General features: G+C 47.1%; 20 protein-coding genes. 5 read left to right on the forward strand and 15 right to left on the reverse strand.

Annotated elements, in window-relative coordinates; all coding sequences use genetic code 11:
- Positions 1 to 827: 827 nt before the first annotated feature.
- Entirely contained in the window at positions 828 to 1,298 is a 471-nt protein-coding gene (locus GYX26_RS01885) for an SDR family oxidoreductase (RefSeq protein ID WP_238791210.1), read from the forward strand.
- A 437-nt stretch (positions 1,299 to 1,735) separates the two neighbouring features.
- Here the strand turns inward: GYX26_RS01885 and GYX26_RS01890 are convergent, their stop codons facing one another.
- The 15 genes from GYX26_RS01890 to GYX26_RS01960 form a co-directional block, all read right to left on the reverse strand.
- Positions 1,736 to 2,158 (reverse strand): F0F1 ATP synthase subunit epsilon, encoded by a 423-nt coding sequence (locus GYX26_RS01890; RefSeq protein WP_100089812.1) that lies wholly within the window; start codon positions 2,156 to 2,158, stop codon positions 1,736 to 1,738.
- Between the two features lie 10 nt (positions 2,159 to 2,168).
- Positions 2,169 to 3,566, reverse strand: a complete 1,398-nt coding sequence (atpD, locus tag GYX26_RS01895) for a F0F1 ATP synthase subunit beta (protein WP_100100496.1) — start codon at positions 3,564 to 3,566, stop codon at positions 2,169 to 2,171.
- Positions 3,567 to 3,599: 33 nt separating this feature from the next.
- The gene (gene atpG, locus GYX26_RS01900) at positions 3,600 to 4,475 is read right to left on the reverse strand and encodes a F0F1 ATP synthase subunit gamma (RefSeq protein ID WP_100089810.1); all 876 of its coding nucleotides are present in this window, start codon (positions 4,473 to 4,475) and stop codon (positions 3,600 to 3,602) included.
- Between the two features lie 24 nt (positions 4,476 to 4,499).
- Complete coding sequence (atpA, locus tag GYX26_RS01905) at positions 4,500 to 6,047, reverse strand: F0F1 ATP synthase subunit alpha (protein ID WP_174827832.1); 1,548 nt, start codon at positions 6,045 to 6,047, stop codon at positions 4,500 to 4,502.
- A 10-nt stretch (positions 6,048 to 6,057) separates the two neighbouring features.
- Positions 6,058 to 6,594 (reverse strand): F0F1 ATP synthase subunit delta, encoded by a 537-nt coding sequence (locus GYX26_RS01910; RefSeq protein ID WP_100089808.1) that lies wholly within the window; start codon positions 6,592 to 6,594, stop codon positions 6,058 to 6,060.
- Between the two features lie 4 nt (positions 6,595 to 6,598).
- Positions 6,599 to 7,069, reverse strand: coding sequence for a F0F1 ATP synthase subunit B (locus GYX26_RS01915; RefSeq protein ID WP_025331626.1), 471 nt, complete (start codon positions 7,067 to 7,069; stop codon positions 6,599 to 6,601).
- Positions 7,070 to 7,133: 64 nt separating this feature from the next.
- On the reverse strand, positions 7,134 to 7,364 hold the full coding sequence (gene atpE, locus GYX26_RS01920; RefSeq protein WP_025331627.1) for a F0F1 ATP synthase subunit C: 231 nt from the start codon (positions 7,362 to 7,364) through the stop codon (positions 7,134 to 7,136).
- Positions 7,365 to 7,416: 52 nt separating this feature from the next.
- Complete coding sequence (atpB, locus tag GYX26_RS01925; RefSeq protein WP_174827833.1) at positions 7,417 to 8,277, reverse strand: F0F1 ATP synthase subunit A; 861 nt, start codon at positions 8,275 to 8,277, stop codon at positions 7,417 to 7,419.
- Positions 8,274 to 8,606: an ATP synthase subunit I gene (locus GYX26_RS01930; RefSeq protein WP_174827834.1), complete on the reverse strand. Its 333-nt coding sequence runs from the start codon at positions 8,604 to 8,606 to the stop codon at positions 8,274 to 8,276. The genes atpB and GYX26_RS01930 overlap by 4 nt, the downstream gene beginning before the upstream one ends.
- Before the next feature lie 211 nt (positions 8,607 to 8,817).
- Positions 8,818 to 9,672 carry a ParB/RepB/Spo0J family partition protein gene (locus GYX26_RS01935; RefSeq protein WP_100089805.1) on the reverse strand — a complete coding sequence of 285 codons (855 nt, stop codon included), beginning with the start codon at positions 9,670 to 9,672 and terminating at the stop codon, positions 8,818 to 8,820.
- 72 nt (positions 9,673 to 9,744) lie between these two features.
- The gene (locus GYX26_RS01940; RefSeq protein ID WP_100113559.1) at positions 9,745 to 10,524 is read right to left on the reverse strand and encodes a ParA family protein; all 780 of its coding nucleotides are present in this window, start codon (positions 10,522 to 10,524) and stop codon (positions 9,745 to 9,747) included.
- Positions 10,521 to 11,156: a 16S rRNA (guanine(527)-N(7))-methyltransferase RsmG gene (gene rsmG / locus GYX26_RS01945; RefSeq protein WP_100089803.1), complete on the reverse strand. Its 636-nt coding sequence runs from the start codon at positions 11,154 to 11,156 to the stop codon at positions 10,521 to 10,523. The genes GYX26_RS01940 and rsmG overlap by 4 nt, the downstream gene beginning before the upstream one ends.
- Positions 11,153 to 13,042 carry a tRNA uridine-5-carboxymethylaminomethyl(34) synthesis enzyme MnmG gene (gene mnmG / locus GYX26_RS01950; protein WP_174828002.1) on the reverse strand — a complete coding sequence of 630 codons (1,890 nt, stop codon included), beginning with the start codon at positions 13,040 to 13,042 and terminating at the stop codon, positions 11,153 to 11,155. Before mnmG ends, rsmG begins: the two co-directional genes overlap by 4 nt.
- Before the next feature lie 150 nt (positions 13,043 to 13,192).
- Complete coding sequence (locus tag GYX26_RS01955; RefSeq protein ID WP_100089801.1) at positions 13,193 to 13,516, reverse strand: hypothetical protein; 324 nt, start codon at positions 13,514 to 13,516, stop codon at positions 13,193 to 13,195.
- Positions 13,517 to 13,535: 19 nt separating this feature from the next.
- Positions 13,536 to 13,982, reverse strand: coding sequence for a surface-adhesin E family protein (locus GYX26_RS01960; RefSeq protein WP_174827835.1), 447 nt, complete (start codon positions 13,980 to 13,982; stop codon positions 13,536 to 13,538).
- A 93-nt stretch (positions 13,983 to 14,075) separates the two neighbouring features.
- On the opposite strand from GYX26_RS01960, the gene recQ reads away from it, so the two are divergent.
- From recQ to nrdG, 4 genes are all read left to right on the forward strand, one after another.
- The gene (gene recQ, locus GYX26_RS01965) at positions 14,076 to 15,866 is read left to right on the forward strand and encodes a DNA helicase RecQ (protein WP_174827836.1); all 1,791 of its coding nucleotides are present in this window, start codon (positions 14,076 to 14,078) and stop codon (positions 15,864 to 15,866) included.
- Positions 15,867 to 15,928: 62 nt separating this feature from the next.
- Positions 15,929 to 16,663: a DUF4184 family protein gene (locus GYX26_RS01970; RefSeq protein WP_174827837.1), complete on the forward strand. Its 735-nt coding sequence runs from the start codon at positions 15,929 to 15,931 to the stop codon at positions 16,661 to 16,663.
- A 382-nt stretch (positions 16,664 to 17,045) separates the two neighbouring features.
- On the forward strand, positions 17,046 to 19,187 hold the full coding sequence (gene nrdD / locus GYX26_RS01975) for an anaerobic ribonucleoside-triphosphate reductase (protein WP_174827838.1): 2,142 nt from the start codon (positions 17,046 to 17,048) through the stop codon (positions 19,185 to 19,187).
- A 2-nt stretch (positions 19,188 to 19,189) separates the two neighbouring features.
- On the forward strand, positions 19,190 to 19,660 hold the full coding sequence (gene nrdG, locus GYX26_RS01980; RefSeq protein ID WP_100113552.1) for an anaerobic ribonucleoside-triphosphate reductase-activating protein: 471 nt from the start codon (positions 19,190 to 19,192) through the stop codon (positions 19,658 to 19,660).
- Positions 19,661 to 19,852 lie beyond the last annotated feature (192 nt).

Genomic DNA, 19,852 nt, shown 5'->3' on the forward strand with positions numbered 1-19,852 from the left:
ACTTTTTACCCCCCTTTGCCTTTTATCTTCGCGCTTTTTCTTTCGCCATAGTCATTACCGGCTGCTTTTGACTCCATTTAGTATCGGTTTTTCGGCTTTTTCTGTATCAGTCGCACTTTAAATAAAGAAATAAAGCGCTTTATTTGGTATTGTCGTTTCTGTAGTGTCGCATTCTGATTAATTGCCACTTTAAATATAATTATTATTTATCCAAAGCTATTTCAGTTCATGTTAAGTATGGGCCTTTTGTAAAAATTTAATTTATTAAATTCAGGATTAAACTTATCTTCGGCAAATTCACAAACTTGATATTTCTAATAGACATAAAATCCCTTTAGAAGAATCTGAATAGGCTACACTGATTCATACAACTTTTTAGGAGAGTAATTACAAGAAAAAATGGTTACTTTTGTATATCAATTTATACAAAGTACTAATAACTAGAGACTATTTACTGGAGCAGTTTATTTAAAATCCATGCTCATAGATGAGCAACAAAGCAAATATGGTCATAATAATCCACCACCTACGGTGCCGCAATTGATATTATTTTGGTATTAGCACCAGTATTTTTTCTGAATTTCCCTAATCAACTGCTTGTCCATACTCTGCCTCTGACAACAGTCATTCACTGCAATATCGGCCAGATAAGTCACATACACAAAATTCGTTATACAGCGAGCCATGCCAACTAGCCTACCATCATTTCATGCTGTAATAATCAGATTGGCATTATCCAGCATAGACTGAAAGAGCGGTTTATCCTCAATCGGGCGAGGTTGCTCCAGACTACAATGGCGGTAAAGAGCCATGGCTTTGCGGAAATTATGCCTAATTCCCGCATTAGTGGCCTGCATACACAACAATGGAATGATATGATTGATGTCAATCTGAAAGGGGTACTTAATGGTATAGCGGCGGTAATGCCGATTTTCATCAAGCAGAAATCTGGTCATATCATTACCACATCCTCTATTGCCGGCATCAAAAGCTTTATGGATTGTTGGGTTTATAGTGCCACTAAATTTGCGGTACGCAACCTGATGCAAGTTATCCGGCAGGAAAGTGCTACCGAACAAATTAACATCCGCACCACTACTCTGTATCCGGCAGCGATTAATACTGAACTGTTGCAGAGCATCACTGATACTACAGTCTTGCAAAGTATGACCGAACTCTATAAACAGGTAGGCATTAGCCCTGATGCTATTGCCCGTGTTGTAAACTTTGCTATAGAACAGCCAGAAGATACCAATATCTCTGAGCTGACTATCATCTACCCAACCAAACAGGTGTAACTAGGCAAGGGAAGCAAATAGCAGTCGCATTCCCAGCCTGCACGAGCGGATATAGCTTTTACTTTGCGGGAATGTGAAACTTAAAAGCCTGTTGGGCGATTAATTCTAGAAATATGCTTAATAGCCCATTAAATTTTAATTAACCCGCATATTTAAAGATATGCAGATGATTAAATTCTGCAATATGTTTAATTATATATCAGCTGAAATTTCTGATAGATTGGTCAGCACTGAATTTTGGTTTTAATCGCTGTAGTGCAACACCATTTACGAAAATTGAAGCTTGATTCTCGCATTGGTCATCGCTGATATCAAACATTAATTTGTGCTGTGCCATTATATTTTCCCACATGTAGAAAAGCCCGGACAATCTGCCGGGCTTTTTAAACATTTCCTTATAGTAACCAAGCCAGTTTGGTGGCTACTATTATGGCTGTTTATTTTCGATGTGTGCGCAGGTAATCCAGCGTTTTCAGTTGGGCTATTGCCGCAGCTAAAGCCACATGTGCTTTGGCCAGAGAAACATCATCTTTGGCCTCATGGATACCGGATTCGGCTGCTTTTTTAGCTTCTTCGGCACGTTGCTGATCCATTTCTTCACTGCGAACGGCCACATCTGCTAAAAGTGTTAGCTTATTCGGTTGCACTTCCAGAACACCGCCTGATACCGCCACCAGAATTTCTTCTTTCTGGCCAGGAACTGTCAAACGCAGGGCACCAGGACGCACCAGGCTCATAATGGGTTCATGGCGAGGATAAATACCCAGCTCACCTTCCAGAGTTGGCACAACAATAAAACTGGCCTCTCCAGAATAGATGTTCTCTTCATTACTCACCACTTCCACTTGCATGGTACTCATCAAGCGCTCCTTAGTTTAGGGTTTTCGCTTTTTCAGCAGCTTCTTCGATATTGCCTACCATGTAGAAAGCCTGTTCCGGCAGGTGATCGTATTCACCATTCAGAATTGCTTTAAAGCCAGCAATAGTATCACGCAGGGATACGTATTTACCCGGTGCACCAGTAAACACTTCGGCCACGTGGAAAGGCTGTGATAAAAAGCGCTGAATTTTACGTGCGCGGTTTACGGTCAGCTTGTCTTCATCAGACAATTCGTCCATACCCAGAATTGCAATAATATCATTCAGCTCTTTGTATTTTTGCAGAGTAGTCTGCACTCCACGTGCAACGTCGTAGTGCTCCTGACCAATTACTGCTGGGTCAAGCTGACGTGAAGTGGAATCCAGTGGGTCTACCGCCGGATAGATACCTAAAGAAGCAATATCACGGCTCAACACCACGGTCGCATCCAAGTGGGCAAACGTTGTTGCCGGAGACGGGTCGGTCAAGTCATCCGCAGGTACGTATACGGCCTGAATAGAAGTAATGGAACCGGTTTTGGTAGAAGCAATACGCTCCTGCAAACGACCCATTTCTTCGGCCAATGTTGGCTGATAACCCACAGCAGACGGCATACGGCCTAACAGTGCTGATACTTCGGTACCGGCCAGTGTATAACGGTAAATGTTGTCGATAAACAACAATACATCGCGGCCTTTACCATTTTCGTCTTTTTCATCACGGAAATATTCCGCCATGGTCAGACCAGTTAATGCCACGCGTAAACGGTTACCTGGTGGTTCGTTCATCTGACCATACACCATTGCCACTTTGTCCAGTACGTTTGAGTCTTTCATCTCGTGATAGAAGTCGTTACCTTCACGAGTACGCTCACCTACACCGGCAAACACAGACAAACCGCTGTGTGCTTTGGCAATGTTGTTAATCAGTTCCATCATGTTCACGGTTTTACCTACACCGGCACCGCCAAACAGACCGACTTTACCACCTTTAGCAAACGGGCATAGCAGGTCAATCACTTTAATACCGGTTTCCAGCAATTCGGTAGAGCTGGAAAGCTCATCAAATTTTGGTGCCTGCTGGTGAATGGAACGGGTGGTGCTGGTTTGAATTTCACCAGCTTCATCAACTGGATGACCCAGAACGTCCATAATCCGACCCAGAGTGGCTGTACCTACTGGAACAGTAATCGGGGCGCCAGTATTGACCACGGCCATACCGCGTTTCAGACCATCGGAAGTACCCATGGGAATGGTACGCACGATACCATCACCCAGTAACTGTTCAACTTCGAGAGTTAAATCAGTATCAACCAGTTTAAGAGCGTCATACACATTGGGAATGGAGTCATGTGGGAATTCAACGTCCACTACCGCACCAATGATTTGTACGATTTTGCCTTGGCTCATTATCGCATCCTAAGTTTATTTGACCCGTACTGCTTAAACAGCAGCAGCACCGGCCACAATTTCTGACAACTCTGTGGTAATCGCTGCCTGACGCGATTTGTTATACACCAGACGCAATTCTTTAATGGCATTGCTCGCATTATCGGTAGCTGCTTTCATCGCTACCATACGCGCGGCCTGTTCGGCAGCCATGTTTTCAGATAAGGCCTGATAAACCACAGACTCTAAATAACGGCGGACTAAAAATTCCAACACCTGCTGTGGTGAAGGTTCGTACACGTATTCCCAGCCGTATTCCTTGCTTTCGGGTACTTGATCCAGAACATTCTGCCCGATTGGCAATAGTGTTTCCAGACGTGCTTCCTGACGCATGGTATTGATAAAGCCGGCATAAACCAGATAAATTGCATCCAGTTTACCTTCGGCGTAACGCTGAAAAATTTCCGTCAACGGACCCAATAATGTAGCTACTCTGGGTGTATCACCCAAGCCCACAGCACTGGCAATGACATTCAAACCTACTCGGTTGCATGCTGCCAGGCCTTTGCTGCCCAGGCACACAACTTCGGCATCTAGCCCCTGCTGATTGCATTCTTGCACTTTACTGAAAAATGCTTTCAAGATATTGGCATTCAAACCGCCACACAAGCCCTTGTCGGTAGTAATAACAATGAAGCCAACACGCTTGCTATCATTAGTACTACGCAATAAAGGTATGTTATGACTGGAATGGGTTTGTGCCAGATGGCTCATTACCAGACGAATTTTATCGGCATACGGACGCGCCTGACGCATCCGCTCCTGAGTCTTCCGCATTTTAGAGGTTGACACCATCTGCATCGCTTTAGTGATCTTTTGGGTATTCTGAACACTGCGAATTCTGGTGAGAATCTCTTTTCCTACTGCCATTTCAGACTCCTTTCAATGACACGCTTACGCCTGAAAGCTATAAGACGATTTGAAGGTCTTCATGGCGTTGTCCAATGCTTTGGCATTATCATCGCTCAAGGCACCGGTTACATCGATGTCCTGCAATACGTTCGGACACTGGGTACGCACATAGCCTAAAAACTCTGCTTCAAAGCCCAAAGCTTTTGACACTGGCACATCATCATAAGAACCGTTGTTTATCGCCCACAGGGTTAGCGCCATTTCACCAGTGCTCAGGGTGCTGAACTGTTTCTGTTTCATCAGTTCTGTCACAACTTCACCATGACGCAGCTGTTTTCGGGTTGCTTCGTCCAAATCAGAAGCAAACTGTGAGAATGCAGCCAGTTCGCGGTACTGAGCCAGTGCCAGACGAATACCACCGCCCAGTTTTTTGATAACTTTGGTCTGTGCTGCACCACCTACACGGGATACAGAGATACCGGCATTGATGGCAGGACGGATACCAGAGTTGAACAGATCTGTTTCCAGAAATATCTGGCCGTCTGTAATAGAAATAACGTTGGTTGGTACGAATGCAGATACGTCACCAGCCTGAGTTTCAATAATCGGCAGGGCGGTTAATGAACCGGTTTTGCCTTTTACTGCACCCTTAGTAAGCTCTTCTACCTCATGTGCATTAATGCGGGAAGCACGTTCCAGCAGACGTGAATGCAGGTAGAATACGTCACCCGGATAAGCTTCACGGCCAGGTGGACGGCGCAACAACAGGGAAATCTGACGGTATGCTACAGCCTGTTTAGACAGGTCATCATAAACAATCAGCGCATCTTCACCGTTATCACGGAAAAATTCACCCATGCTGCAACCAGCATATGGGGCAATATATTGCAGAGCAGCTGCTTCAGAAGCAGTAGCAGCAACAATAATGGTGTGATCCATCGCACCATGCTCTTCCAGTTTGCGTACTACGCTGGCAATGGAAGAAGCTTTCTGGCCGATAGCTACATAAATACAGATTACGCCGGTATCTTTCTGGTTAACAATGGCATCCAGAGCTACGGCGGTTTTACCGGTCTGACGGTCACCAATGATCAGCTCGCGCTGGCCGCGACCAATCGGCACCATTGAGTCAATGGCTTTCAGACCAGTTTGCATGGGCTGATCCACAGACTGACGTGCAATCACACCCGGGGCAATTTTTTCTACCGGAGCTGTGTGTGTGGCATTGATTGGGCCTTTGCCATCAATCGGACGACCCAGTGCATCAACCACACGGCCTACCAGCTCACGGCCTACCGGTACTTCCAGAATACGACCGGTACAGGTAACTTCGTCGCCTTCTTTAATATGTTCTGATTCACCCAGAATCACGGCACCTACAGAATCGCGCTCCAGGTTCATGGCGAGACCAAATGTATTGCCGGGAAACTCGAGCATTTCACCTTGCATCACGTCTGACAAGCCGTGAACGCGCACAATCCCGTCAGTTACAGACATTACGGTACCACGGGTACGTAATTCTGTATCTACGTTCAGGTTTGCGATTTTAGCTTTAATCAAATCGCTAATTTCAGCAGGATTAAGCTGCATGAAAACTCTCCTAATTCATCAATGCCGCATGCAGGCTGTTTAATCTGCCTTGCACCGACAAATCCAATACTCGGTCACCAACTTCTACTTTTACGCCACCAATTAATTCCGGGGCAACCACCTGATGCGCTTTCAACCGGCTGTTGAAATGGGCTTCCAGATCCACAACGACTTGTGCAAACTGCACCTTATCAATGGGATAGGCCGTATATACGGTGGCTTCTTTTATGTCGTTAAGGGACAAAGCATAGTCTTGGAATAACGTATAAATTTCTGGCAAAACTGTTAAGCGTTTGTTCTGCGCCAACACAAAGATGAAATTTTTCAGTTCATCAGCAGGCGTAAAATCGACTAATGACAGGATTTCTTTTGCCTTTTGTGCGTATTCGCATTCCGGCTCGTCAATCAGTAACTGCACTTTTGGTTGCAGGATAATTTCAGCCAGTGTTTTCAGTTCGTCCAACCAAGACTCAATCTGATTCTGTTCTTGTGCCAGACTGAACAATGCCTTGGCATATGGTCTGGCTATGGTTGCGAACTCAGCCATGGGATTACAGCTCCTGTTTCAGGTTCGCCAGTAAATCAGCGTGACGTGAAGGATTAACTTCGCTGCGCAGGATGGATTCGGCACCTTTAACAACCAAATCTGCTACCTGCTGACGCAGTGCTTCACGGGCCCGATTGGCTTCCTGCTCAACATCAGCTTTTGCCTGAGCCATGATGCGGGCAGCTTCTTCCGATGCCTGTGTTTTGGCATCTTCAACAATCTGCGCGGCACGCTTTTCCGCATTGGCCACCATTTCGGAGACCTGACTGCGGCCCTCGGCCAAGATATCAGCAACACGTTTTTCCGCCTGGGCAAAATCGTTTTTTCCACGTTCGGCAGCAGCCAAACCTTCGGCAATTTTGTCGGCACGGGCATCAAGTACTTTGACGATGGGTGGCCATACGAATTTCATCGTAAATAGCACAAACATGACAAAAACGAGCACTTGTGCAATTAGGGTTGCGTTGATATTCACGATTAAACCTTTAGAATTTGTGTTTATTAATTAAAACAGTTAACAACCAGCAAATCCAAGTTTATCAGCCGCCGATTTTGGCGAAGTACAAGAATGATACGCCCAGGGAGATAATGAACGCAGCATCAATCATACCCATGATAATGAAGAATTTACCCAGCAATGAGTTCATTAATTCAGGCTGACGGGCAGAAGATTCCATGTATTTTGCACCCAGCATACCAATACCGATAGAGGCACCCATGGCAGAAATACCAATCATCAAACCACAAGCGATAGCGATTAAACCACCCATTTACTTCACTCCTTAAATAAAAGAAAAGAATACTACAACAAATAAACTACCCTTAATGGGAATCGTGAGCCTGACCCAGATAAACAAAGGTCAGTACCATAAAGAGATACGCCTGCAAGGCAATCACCAGAATATGGAATATAGCCCAAGCCAGACCAGCAATGATTTGCAGGATGAAGAGAACCACATCGCTAACACCAGCAGCACCAGACATACCCCAGGCACCACCCATCAAGGCAATAACCATAAACAAAATTTCACCCGCATACATGTTACCGAACAGTCGCATACCATGCGAGAGGGTTTTGGAAAAGAATTCAATGATATTCATTAAAAAGTTGGGGATGAACAACCAAACCTTGTTACCAAATGGTGCGCTGAACAATTCATGTACCCAACCACCCAAACCTTTGATTTTGATATTATAAACAATACATAAAAACAAAACGGAAATGGCCATGGCCATGGTAGTATTTAGGTCTGCAGTAGGCACGACACGCAGATAGGCATGATGATCACCTGTGGTATGTTGCCAAGCCCATGGCAACAGATCCACTGGCAACAGATCCATCATATTCATGAACAGAATCCACATAAATACGGTCAACCCCAGCGGGGCAATGATTTTACGGGACTTTTCATTGTGAACCATATCCTTGCAGATACCATCTACAAACTCAATCAGTAATTCTATGGCCGCCTGAAAGCGGGTGGGTACACCTACTTTCATGCGTCGCGCTGCCGCAAACAGAATGGCAGAAGCGATAACACCAGTTAGGATGGAAAAAAACAGGGTATCCAGATTAAGAAACGAGAAATCAACCATATTTGTCTGATAATCTGGTGATTTCTGGGTGTAATTGATTAAGTGATGGCTAATATATTCGCCCGGAGTCATCTCTGTGCCGCTCATAGTAACAATCTTTTTCTAAATGTGAACAATCCAGCCTGACTGACCAGTATCAGTCCTGTCAGGTAAGCAAACCAGTTAACAGAAGAATAGCATATATACACCAGCAACATCATCAGGCATATCATGAGGATTTTGCTGATTTCAGCCATTAACAGTGTTGCAGGTAATAGCGCCGGTAATTTTTTTGCAGCGATAATGGTTAATATCGCCAGTAATGTAGGTATCAGATAACTGAGTCCACCCAATACTGCTGACCAGATAGCAGAATAATCCCACAACCATGCAGACACAAAAACTGCGGCAAACAACATGACTGTTTGCCAAAACATGATTGACTTCATTCTGTTACCCTAAAAAACGCTACGGTAAGCTGCGCTAATATAATCAACTAATACAATATCGTCAAGTGATTTTGTGAAATTTCGTTAAATAAACCTTAGCTAATTAATTAATTTTTCTATATATTTCTATAACATTAACATTGACAGAATTGATAACCTATCTGAACAGTTTTGTGCAGTTAGTCTCTGTTTGTCAGACTTATTCCAGTCCCAATCTTTGTAATATATGGCTTAATGTTTCAGGATTATCAAATTGCAGAATAATCCGGCCGCTGCGCTGATTGCGGCTTTGTACCTGCACTGGTACGGAAAAACGCTGCTCTAGTGCGGCTTCAATCTGTTGTATTTCGCTACTTTTTTCAGCCGGATGACGTGCGTCTGTTTCCGGTTTGGCCTGTGCCTGCTGACAACGGCGTTCTACTTCCCGAACTGACCAGCCATTTTGTGCTGCTTTTTGTGCCAGATCAATCTGCTGAATAACCGGTAAGGTTAATAAAGCGCGTGCATGCCCCATTTCCAGTTGTCGGCTATACATCAGATCCTGAACTGGCTGAGGCAGATTAAGTAAGCGCAGGCTGTTGGAAATACTGCTACGGCTGCGGCCAACTGCTTTGGCAACAGTATCATGGGTGAGGCCGAATTCATCTACCAGACGTTTTAAACCTTGTGCTTCTTCAATTGGGTTGAGGTTCTGACGCTGAATATTTTCAATCAGCCCCATGGCCAGAGCAGCTTCATCGGAAATGCTTTTAACAACCACGGGAATTTCCTGCAACTCTGCCAGTTGTGCAGCGCGCCAACGGCGCTCACCGGCAATCAGCTCGTATTGCTGCAAACCCATTTCGCGCACGATTATCGGTTGAATAATACCTTGCGCGCGTATCGACTCGGCCAATTCCTGCAAGGATTCATCATCAATCTGGGTGCGCGGCTGGTAACGCCCGGGAATAATATCGGTAATCGCTACTCTGGTTAAACGATCTCCACCGGTGATGTCACTGCCGGAACCGAGTAAGGCATCCAATCCTGCGCCCAAACCTTTTGCTTTTACCATGTATTACTCTTTAAATTTGTTGGTTGACACTATCTGCTGTGTCGATGCTGTTGTTAGGTTGAATAAGTGATTTTATGCTTGTTTCACCGCTGTACGTACCAAAATTTCATCGGCAAGTGCCAGATAAGCTTTGGTACCGGTAGCACGCGGGTCATATTGCAGTGCCGGCATCCCATGACTGGGTGCTTCGGCCAAACGGATATTACGCGGAATAGGTGTGCTGAACAGTTTATCCGGGAAATGGGCACTTAGCTGTTCATCTACCTGTTTGGCCAGCAGGCTGCGCGGGTCATATAATGTACGGACAATACCTAGTATATCCAGTTGCGGATTGATTGCCTGACGAATTTTACGCACAGTGGCAATCAGGTCGGAAATACCTTCCAGAGCATAATATTCACACAACATGGGTACAATGATGTGTCGTGCCGCTACTAGGCCATTGATGGTTAGCAAGGTTAATGTTGGCGGGCAATCAATAATAATATAATCGTATTGACCTACTACCTGCGCCAGGGCGTTTTTCAGGCGCATTTCGCGAGCCAGTTCCTGCACCAGCTCTACTTCGGCACCTGCCAGAGCTCGATTGGCCGGCAGAACATCAAAACCACCATTTTGGGCGGGCATAATGGCGTTGTGAATTTCTTCATTGCCCAGCAATACGGCATAAACACCGCTAGTTACGTTGCCTTTGTTAATGCCGCTACCGGTAGTGGCATTGCCCTGAGGGTCGAGGTCAACAATCAGGACTCTGGACTTTTTTTCTACCAGTGAAGCGGCCAGATTAACGACTGTGGTGGTTTTACCCACACCACCCTTTTGATTGGCTACGGCAATAATATGTGCACTCATGCATGATCTTTCTTGCGTACCAGCACCATATGGCGTTCTGCATCCAGATGGGGAACATTGAGTTTGTCTACCTGAACCAATTCTACATTTTCTGGCAGGCGCTCAATTTCTTCATACGGATACACGCCCTTCATGGCTGCCCAGTAACCACCTTTTGCCATTAGCTGTTTGGTGATGGTGACAAAGTCGTTTAATTCGGCAAAAGCTCGGCTGGTAATGACATCAAACTGTTCACCCACCATAGCTTCTACCCGTGCGGTAATCACCTGTACGTTGCTTAAGCCCAGCTCGATAACTGCCTGTTGTAGAAATGAGGTTTTTTTGCTGTTGGCGTCTAGCAGGGCTACGGGCAAATCCGGACGGGCAATGGCCACGGGGATTCCGGGCATGCCGCCACCACTACCCACGTCAATCAGGCCACGGGCACGTTCTACATAGGGCAACAGGGTTAGGCTGTCGAGAATATGATGGCTGATGACATCCTGATCGTTACGTAGTGCAGTCAGGTTGTAGGTGCTGTTCCATTTTTTTAACAGTTCTACAAAAGCCAGCAACTGTAATTGCTGTGGCACTGTCAGGTTGATATTCATCTGCTGCAAACCTTGTTGCAGCATGGTTTTCATGTCGCTCATGCTGTTTTTGCTCCCTCAAAACCCCGTTTCAGATGTACCATCAATAATGCCACCGCTGCTGGCGTGATGCCGGATATACGTGATGCCTGCCCTACAGTTTCGGGGCGGAACTGATTCAGTTTTTGTTGTACTTCAGCGGAAAGGCCTTTCACCAGTGTGTAATCGATACTGGCTGGCAATTTCAGTTTTTCCAGATTCTGGCGGTGACTGATTTCCTCGTTTTGCCGTTCGATATAGCCCTGATATTTTGCCTGAATTTCTACCTGTTCTGCGGCATCTGTACTGAGTGTTTCCTGCTGCGCATTTGGTAAAGTCATTAAGGCGGCATAGCTGACATTTGGCCGGCGCAACATGTCCAGCAGACTGGATTCCTTACTTAATGGCTGTCCCAGTACGCGCTGCTGTTCACTCATGGGCAGATTCAGTGGGGTATACCAGGTATGGCTTAGGCGTTGAAGTTCACGCTCTACTGCTTCCTGTTTCTGCTGGAACATTTGCCACTGTTCATCACCCACCAGCCCTACTGCCCGCCCCAGCTCGGTTAATCGCATATCGGCATTATCTTCACGCAGTTGCAGGCGGTATTCGGCACGACTGGTAAACATGCGATAGGGTTCGGTTACGCCTTTGGTAATCAAATCATCAACCAGTACGCCTAAATAAGCCTGATCACGCTGCAACACCAGTGGTTCGGCTTCACGGGTATAAAGCACTGCATTGGCTCCGGCCAGTAATCCTTGTGCGGCAGCCTCTTCATAACCGGTGGTACCATTAATTTGTCCTGCAAAAAACAGACCGGCTACACTTTTGGTTTCTAGACTAGCCTTGAGGTTGCGCGGGTCGAAGTAATCATATTCTATGGCGTATCCAGGACGCAGGATATGTGCATTTTGTAATCCGGGCATAGAATGTACCAGTTGCAGCTGGATATCAAACGGCAGGCTGGTGGAAATACCGTTAGGGTAATACTCGTGTGTGGTTAATCCTTCCGGCTCCAGAAAAATCTGGTGACTGTCTTTATCGGCAAAACGATTGATTTTGTCTTCGATAGAAGGACAGTAGCGTGGCCCAACTCCTTCAATCTTGCCGGTAAACATCGGGCTGCGGTCGAAGCCGCTGCGAATAATATCGTGGGTATGGCTATTGGTATGGGTAATCCAGCAGGAAATCTGCTGTGGGTGCATGGCACGGCTGCCACGCACAGAAAATACCGGCGCTGGACTATCACCAGGCTGTTCTTTGAGCTGACTGAAATCAATGCTGCGGCCATCAATCCGCGGCGGCGTACCGGTTTTCAGGCGTCCCTGCGGTAAATTCAGTTCTTTCAGGCAGCCAGACAGCCGCTGGGCGGCTGGGTCGCCGGCACGGCCACCAGCATAGTTTTCCAGACCAATATGAATTTTACCGGCCAGAAAAGTACCGGCGGTCAGCACCACCGCCCGACCTCGGAACGAAACACCCATTGATGTCATCACACCAACGGCACGGCCATGTTCGACAATAATATCTTCCACCTGTTGCTGGAATAATTGCAAATTCGGCTGGCTTTCCAATACGGAACGGATAGCGGCTTTATATAAAATGCGGTCAGCCTGCGCGCGTGTGGCGCGTACTGCCGGCCCTTTTGATGCATTCAGACGCCGAAATTGAATACCGCTGTGATCGGCAGCTAATGCCATTGCTCCGCCCAGTGCATCCAGTTCGCGCACCAGATGACCTTTGCCAATGCCGCCAATAGACGGATTGCATGACATTTGTCCCAGCGTTTCGATATTGTGGGTAAGCAATAATGTATTTGCGCCCATGCGTGCGGCGGCCAGAGCGGCTTCGGTACCGGCATGGCCGCCACCTACCACAATCACATCGTATTCAATCGGATAATTCATTTTGACAACAGTTGATTCCATAACGTTGTTTTTTCACGGAACAACGTTTAAGCAAAAGGTTGTTATTTTACGCGAGCTATTGCTATTTGTCAGGCCGGTAAAAATGCAAAGAGATTTTTACCACAGACCTTGCTGTTGTCGTATGCTGTTTTAACGGCTGTGTACGGCCTGCCATGCGGCATCCAGTCTGGCTCCAGCAGCCTGCAATGCAGCATCTGCCTGCTGACGCTGAACATCGGCCTGATTAAAATCACTTTGCAGACGGGTAACATTATCCTGTGCATTTTTCAGCTGTAACTGTGCCGATTGTAACTGGGTTTGAAGTTGCAAAGCTCTGTTCTGACTGGCACTTTGCCCTGAGAGTGCAGCCTGATAGGCTTTCTGCGCACTGAGCAGCTCTACATCGGCAGGAGACTCAGCCCATGCCGTAACAGCCAGACTCAAAAATAACCACAAGCTATATTTTGCTTTCATGCCTGATCACTTTCTCTATTCAGAGTTGATGACTACATACTCGCTGATATTGCTGCTCGGAGGCTGAACCACTGGTAATACCCATCGGGCGCAAATCAGTTTCGCCAAAATGGTCCTGACGAATCAGTTCACCATGTGCATCCAGCAGCTCTACATCCAGTACCCGGAACAGTTTGCGGCTACAGTCAATCTGGGTGGTGCTCAGTGCTGTTTTATAGGCCGGTGTATTGCTGTAATACTGCTGTTTCGGGTCGATAACGGTTTTACGGTCACGGAAAGTAACCAGATTGCCCTGACGTTTGATGCTGTTGCTATCCAGTGCATGCTGAACATTACCGCTGGCAGATACGCCCAGCTCAATCCAGCTACCATCTGCTTTTTTGGGCACGCTGGTTGTTGTACATGCAGCCAGTATGGTACAAACAGTCAAACTGGCCATCAGTTGACGAAGATAAATGATTTTCATGCTAATTCCTTGCAACAGCCGGTGGGTGGCTGTCGGAAATAAAGGTAAGTTGCAGTACAATGCCCGTTTCAGATTAAGTGTAACAGGTGTTATGTGACCCATGCTGAGCAAATTTTACACGATGTTTTCGGCTATCCGGAATTTCGCGGCCAACAATCCGAAATTATTAACACCGTGGCAAAGGGCAATAATGCATTGGTACTGATGCCCACCGGCGCGGGTAAGTCTTTATGTTATCAAATTCCGGCGTTAATGCGCGATGGTGTCGCCATCGTGGTATCGCCGTTGATTGCACTGATGCAGGATCAGGTGACGGCCTTAAATATCAATGGTATTGCCGCAGCCTGTGTGCATGGTGGTACCAGTGGCGAGGAAGTGCAGCGTATCGCCGATGAAATCGCAGCCGAACATTTGCAGCTATTGTACGTGGCTCCGGAACGGCTGGTTATGCCGCGTTTTTTACAGTTTTTACATAATACCCGCATCAGTCTGTTTGCGATTGATGAGGCTCATTGCGTTAGTCAATGGGGGCATGACTTTCGGCCAGAGTATCAACAGTTATCCGTACTGGCGGATGAGTTTCCTAGCATACCGCGAATTGCACTAACTGCTACAGCCGATAATGCCACTCGTGCCGATATTCAGCATTATCTGGATTTAACAGATGCACAGGTATTTATTTCCAGCTTTAATCGCCCGAATATTGATTATCAGGTTGTTGAAAAAAATAATGGTAAAAAACAGCTACTGCAATTTATCCGCAGCCAGATGCATGGTGAGAACGGTATTGTCTACTGCCTGTCGCGCAAACGTGTGGAAGATATTGCTGCTTTTCTGGGGGAAAACGGGCTAACTGCCCTGCCCTACCATGCCGGACTAGACTGGGATACCCGCAGCCAGAACCAACGCCGTTTTACGCAGGAAGACGGCATTATCGTAGTGGCTACAGTGGCTTTTGGCATGGGTATAGACAAGCCGGATGTGCGTTTTGTAGCCCATCTGGACATGCCGGCCAGTATTGAACATTTTTATCAGGAGTCGGGACGTGCCGGCCGTGATGGCCTACCGGCCACCAGCTGGCTATGTTATGGCCTGAATGACTGGGTATTGCTGCGCGAACGGATTCAGCTAGCCGAGCGGGATGAAACACAAAAACGCATAGATTTGCAAAAATTAGATGCAATGCTGGCCTTTTGTGAAACTGCCGACTGCCGCCGCCAGCTGCTGCTGCGCTATTTTGGAGAGGACAGCCAGCCCTGTGGGCATTGCGATAACTGCATTGACCCGCCCAGCCGATTTGACGGTACCATACTGGCGCAAAAACTACTTTCCTGCGTGTATCGGGTGGGGCAGCGTTTTGCTACCGGCCATGTGATTGATGTTTTGCGTGGCCGTGAATCGGAGTGGGTACTACGCTATGGTCATCAGCAATTATCCACCTTTGGCATCGGCCGTGAATTGAGTGTCAAGGAATGGCGCACAGTGGTACGACAATGTGTTGCTGCCGGCTACCTGAACGTTGATATGGCCAATCAAGCCCTGCAACTGACTGAACAGGCACGCGCAGTATTAAAAAACCAGCAGCAGGTCTGGTTGCGCCCACTGAAACATGACAAAACCCGCAGCAGCCGCAGTAATGATATCTGGCTGCGCACCGAACGCGAAGAACGTCTGTGGCAAACCTTGCGCCGCTGGCGTAAAGAGCGCGCCAGCGAGAATAATGTACCTGCCTATACCATTTTTGCCGACCGCACCTTGCAGGATTTGGTACAGCATCCACCTGCCACACTAGCTGATTTAAATCATATTTATGGACTGGGCGAAAGTAAAATCAGAAATTTTGGTACAGATATTCTGGCTCTGTGCCGCGAATGGGCGCAATAGCAGCCAGTACACGCCATTCATACCGCTAACTGATTAACTTATTTTCTCAGGGTGCCTTCCTCATGCCTTTTACCCTCTCTCATCCGGCCATCATTCTGCCTTTGTATCGTTACAGCAAATGGTTTTCCATGACTGGGCTGATTGTTGGCAGCATGTCACCAGATTTTGAATATTATATTCGCATGAAAATGTCCGGCATATATGGACACGCCTATACCGGTATCTGCCTACTCAATATCCTTACCGGCCTGACTGTGGCTTTTATTTTTCACCTCATCATCCGCAATCCATTAATTCGACACCTGCCGTCCAGTTTACAGCGGCGCTTTAATGTTTATCTGACATTCAACTGGACGCAATATTTCTGCCGGCACTACCTGATTGTTATCTTTTCACTATTTCTCGGTAGTCTGTCGCATGTATTCTGGGATGCATTCACTCATCCGTCCGGCTGGTTTGTCAGCCACAGCCTGTGGCTACAGCAGGAAATAACACTGCCATTTTTGCAACCAGTGCCTGTCTACAAACTATTACAGCATGGCAGCTCAATCGGTGGCCTGCTGTGCATTGCTGCTTTTATTTTGTACATGCCCCAATCAAACCTGCCTGTTGTGCAGATTAACTATCGTTACTGGCTGCTGATTGCTGTGAATGCTTTACTGATTGCAGGTATTCGCATCAGCTTCAATCCAGATTGCCTGCGCAGTGGCCATCTAATAGTGACGATTATTATGTCGCTGTTTATTAGCACGACTATCACTTCGCTCTACACACAGTACGCTAAGCGCCATATTTAAAGCATACTCGTAATTAGTCGTGCATATTCTATTTAAATTGGGGCATCAGACAATCTTTGCCAAGGAAACCGGCATCTACGCCAGCCAGCAAGAAATGACCATTTTTTACACTTCCCTTTCATTTATATAAACATATGATTTTTATAAATGAAATAGCCATGTCAACCCTACTTGATGCGCTATGTCAAATAAAAGCGAAAAATGCCGCTTTATTCACCACACCAATCCCATATATAGTAAAAAAAAAGACCGCAATGGCACTTTGATACTAAATATAGTATCTACGATATATAAATACCCGGATCAGGCAAATTGTTATTAGTTAATAGCAAAGCAGTAACTGCTGCCTGTTATGGCAGGTAGTAGCAGAAGGATAATCAGCATGAAACCCATTGTAATTAAAAGAGACGGCTGTCGCGTCCCCTTTGATGCAGCCCGAATTCAGGATGCCATACAGCGAGCCGCCAGCGCCGTACATATTGATGACAGTGCCTACTGTACACAGGTAGCTGCACGCGTCACCAGCATCATTGCCAGCCGCGAATATGTTGATATTCATGATATTCAGCAGGCTGTGGAAGACCAGTTAATGGCTGGCCAGTATAAAGAACTGGCACGTGCCTACATTGAGTACCGCCACTCCCGTGATGTGGCACGCGAATCGCGCGGCCGTCTCAATCGTGAAATTCAGGGACTGGTAGAACAAACTAATTTCAGCCTGCTCAATGAAAATGCTAATAAAGACAGCAAGGTCATCCCCACTCAGCGCGACTTACTCGCCGGTATCGTAGCCAAACACTATGCGCAGCAGCACCTGTTACCGCGCGACGTGGTACTGGCACATGAACGTGGCGAAATCCATTACCATGATTTGGACTACGCACCCTTTTTCCCGATGTTCAACTGTATGCTGATTGACCTGAACGGCATGCTTACCAACGGTTTCAAAATGGGCAATGCCGAAATCGAACCCCCGAAATCGATTGCCACCGCCACCGCCGTTACCGCACAGATTATTGCTCAGGTAGCCAGCCATATTTACGGTGGCAGCACCATCAACCGTATCGATGAAATACTGGCACCCTTTGTCCGTGCCAGCTACAACAAACACCTTGCCGTCGCAACAGAATGGCAGATTGCCGATATTGAGGCTTATGCCCGCAACCGTACCGAAAAAGAATGCTACGACGCATTCCAGTCACTGGAATATGAAGTTAATACTTTGCATACTGCCAATGGTCAGACACCCTTTGTGACCTTTGGCTTTGGTCTGGGCACCAGCTGGGAAAGCCGGCTGATCCAAACCGCTATTCTGCGCAATCGTCTGGCCGGCTTGGGCAAAAATGGTAAGACAGCGGTTTTTCCGAAGCTGGTATTCAGCATCAAAGATGGCATTAACCACAAAGCCGAAGACATTAACTATGACATCAAGCAGCTGGCGCTGGAATGTGCTTCCAAACGCATGTATCCCGATATTCTCAACTACGATCAGGTAGTGGCTGTTACCGGTTCCTTCAAAACTCCAATGGGCTGCCGCAGCTTTTTGGGTGTCTACGAAGAAAATGGCGAACAAATTCACGAAGGGCGTAACAATCTGGGCGTTATCAGCCTAAACCTGCCGCGCATTGCCATCGAAGCCAAACATGATGAAGCACGTTTCTGGCAACTACTGGATGAGCGCCTGCAACTGTGTCGCACTGCACTGATGACGCGCATTGCCCGTTTTGAAAACGTCAAAGCACGGGTGGCGCCGATTCTGTATATGGAAGGTGCCTGTGGCGTACGCCTGAATGCCGATGATTCAGTAGCGCAGATATTTAAAAATGGCCGCGCCTCCATTTCTCTGGGCTATATTGGCCTGCATGAAACCATCAACGCCCTATATGGTAGCGATAGCCATGTCTTTGACAGCGAAACCTTACGCCAGAAAGCCATTGCCATCGTGCAGAAACTGCGCACCACTGCCGACCAGTGGAAAGCTGAAACCGGCTATGGCTTCAGCCTCTACAGCACCCCGAGTGAAAACCTGTGCAATCGCTTCTGCCGTCTTGACACCGCTGAATTCGGCGTGATTAGCGGCGTAACTGACAAAGGCTACTACACCAACAGCTTCCATTTGGACGTAGAGAAAAAAGTGAACCCGTACGACAAAATCGACTTCGAGGCTCCCTATCCGAAAATGGCCAGCGGCGGCTTCATCTGCTACGGTGAATATCCCAACCTGCAACATAACCTCAAAGCGCTGGAAGATGTATGGGACTACAGCTATCGCCGTGTGCCTTATTACGGCACCAATACCCCCATCGATGAATGCTACGATTGCGGCTTCAGTGGTGAATTTTCCTGTACCAGCAAAGGCTTTGTCTGCCCTAAATGTGGCAACCACGACCCGGCACGGGTATCTGTTACCCGTCGTGTCTGCGGCTATCTGGGCAGTCCGGATGCCAGACCATTTAACACGGGCAAACAGGAAGAAGTCAAACGGCGGGTCAAACACCTTGGCCAACAGTGTGGCGCACTGTAAGCATGAACTACCATCAGTATTATCCGGTTGACGTAGTCAACGGCCCCGGTACTCGCTGCACCTTGTTTGTAGCTGGCTGCGAACACAAATGCCGCGGCTGCTATAACGCCACCACATGGCGGGTAGATTCCGGCAAGCCGTTCGACCAGCAACTGGAAGACCGCATCATCAGCGACCTCAACGACAGTCGTATTGTGCGTCAGGGTTTGTCACTAACCGGCGGTGACCCGTTGCATCCACACAATCTGAGTACCATCCTGCATCTGGTTAAACGAGTACGGCAGGAAACCGAGCATAAAGATATCTGGTTGTGGACCGGCTACTCCCTATCAGAACTATCCGCAGCCCAAAGACGGGTCATTGATGAAATTAACACCCTGATTGACGGCAAATTTATACAGGAACTGAAAGACCCGTCACTACTTTGGCGCGGCAGCAGTAATCAGGAGATTCATTACCTGCGCCCCGCATAACCCAAAGCGTTCTGCACCATTGCGATTGACCGATTACTCCCGTCTAATCACAACGGTGCATTTTCTTATTCTGGCCAGAAAAATTACATTAACAAACTAGCCAGTTATCAACACTCCTCATCCGCAGACTGCCCGCAACCACCGGAAATCGCATAAAATGCGCGTCTTGCAAGTTAAATTTGGGAATAATTT

This window comes from Snodgrassella sp. ESL0253 (assembly GCF_013344965.1).
Classification (GTDB): domain Bacteria; phylum Pseudomonadota; class Gammaproteobacteria; order Burkholderiales; family Neisseriaceae; genus Snodgrassella; species Snodgrassella alvi_B.

Coding starts and splice junctions, on each gene's coding strand:
- rsmG (WP_100089803.1), bottom strand. CDS start 11,156: ATGAGCGACATGAAAACCATGCTGCAACAAGGTTTGCAGCAGATGAAT.
- GYX26_RS01910 (WP_100089808.1), bottom strand. CDS start 6,594: ATGGCTGAGTTCGCAACCATAGCCAGACCATATGCCAAGGCATTGTTC.
- atpE (WP_025331627.1), bottom strand. CDS start 7,364: ATGGGTGGTTTAATCGCTATCGCTTGTGGTTTGATGATTGGTATTTCT.
- GYX26_RS01960 (WP_174827835.1), bottom strand. CDS start 13,982: ATGAAAATCATTTATCTTCGTCAACTGATGGCCAGTTTGACTGTTTGT.
- atpG (WP_100089810.1), bottom strand. CDS start 4,475: ATGGCAGTAGGAAAAGAGATTCTCACCAGAATTCGCAGTGTTCAGAAT.
- GYX26_RS01930 (WP_174827834.1), bottom strand. CDS start 8,606: ATGTTTTGGCAAACAGTCATGTTGTTTGCCGCAGTTTTTGTGTCTGCA.
- GYX26_RS01940 (WP_100113559.1), bottom strand. CDS start 10,524: ATGAGTGCACATATTATTGCCGTAGCCAATCAAAAGGGTGGTGTGGGT.
- GYX26_RS01935 (WP_100089805.1), bottom strand. CDS start 9,672: ATGGTAAAAGCAAAAGGTTTGGGCGCAGGATTGGATGCCTTACTCGGT.
- GYX26_RS01885 (WP_238791210.1), top strand. CDS start 828: ATGCCTAATTCCCGCATTAGTGGCCTGCATACACAACAATGGAATGAT.
- atpB (WP_174827833.1), bottom strand. CDS start 8,277: ATGAGCGGCACAGAGATGACTCCGGGCGAATATATTAGCCATCACTTA.
- GYX26_RS01955 (WP_100089801.1), bottom strand. CDS start 13,516: ATGAAAGCAAAATATAGCTTGTGGTTATTTTTGAGTCTGGCTGTTACG.
- atpA (WP_174827832.1), bottom strand. CDS start 6,047: ATGCAGCTTAATCCTGCTGAAATTAGCGATTTGATTAAAGCTAAAATC.
- GYX26_RS01970 (WP_174827837.1), top strand. CDS start 15,929: ATGCCTTTTACCCTCTCTCATCCGGCCATCATTCTGCCTTTGTATCGT.
- nrdG (WP_100113552.1), top strand. CDS start 19,190: ATGAACTACCATCAGTATTATCCGGTTGACGTAGTCAACGGCCCCGGT.
- GYX26_RS01890 (WP_100089812.1), bottom strand. CDS start 2,158: ATGAGTACCATGCAAGTGGAAGTGGTGAGTAATGAAGAGAACATCTAT.
- nrdD (WP_174827838.1), top strand. CDS start 17,046: ATGAAACCCATTGTAATTAAAAGAGACGGCTGTCGCGTCCCCTTTGAT.
- atpD (WP_100100496.1), bottom strand. CDS start 3,566: ATGAGCCAAGGCAAAATCGTACAAATCATTGGTGCGGTAGTGGACGTT.
- mnmG (WP_174828002.1), bottom strand. CDS start 13,042: ATGAATTATCCGATTGAATACGATGTGATTGTGGTAGGTGGCGGCCAT.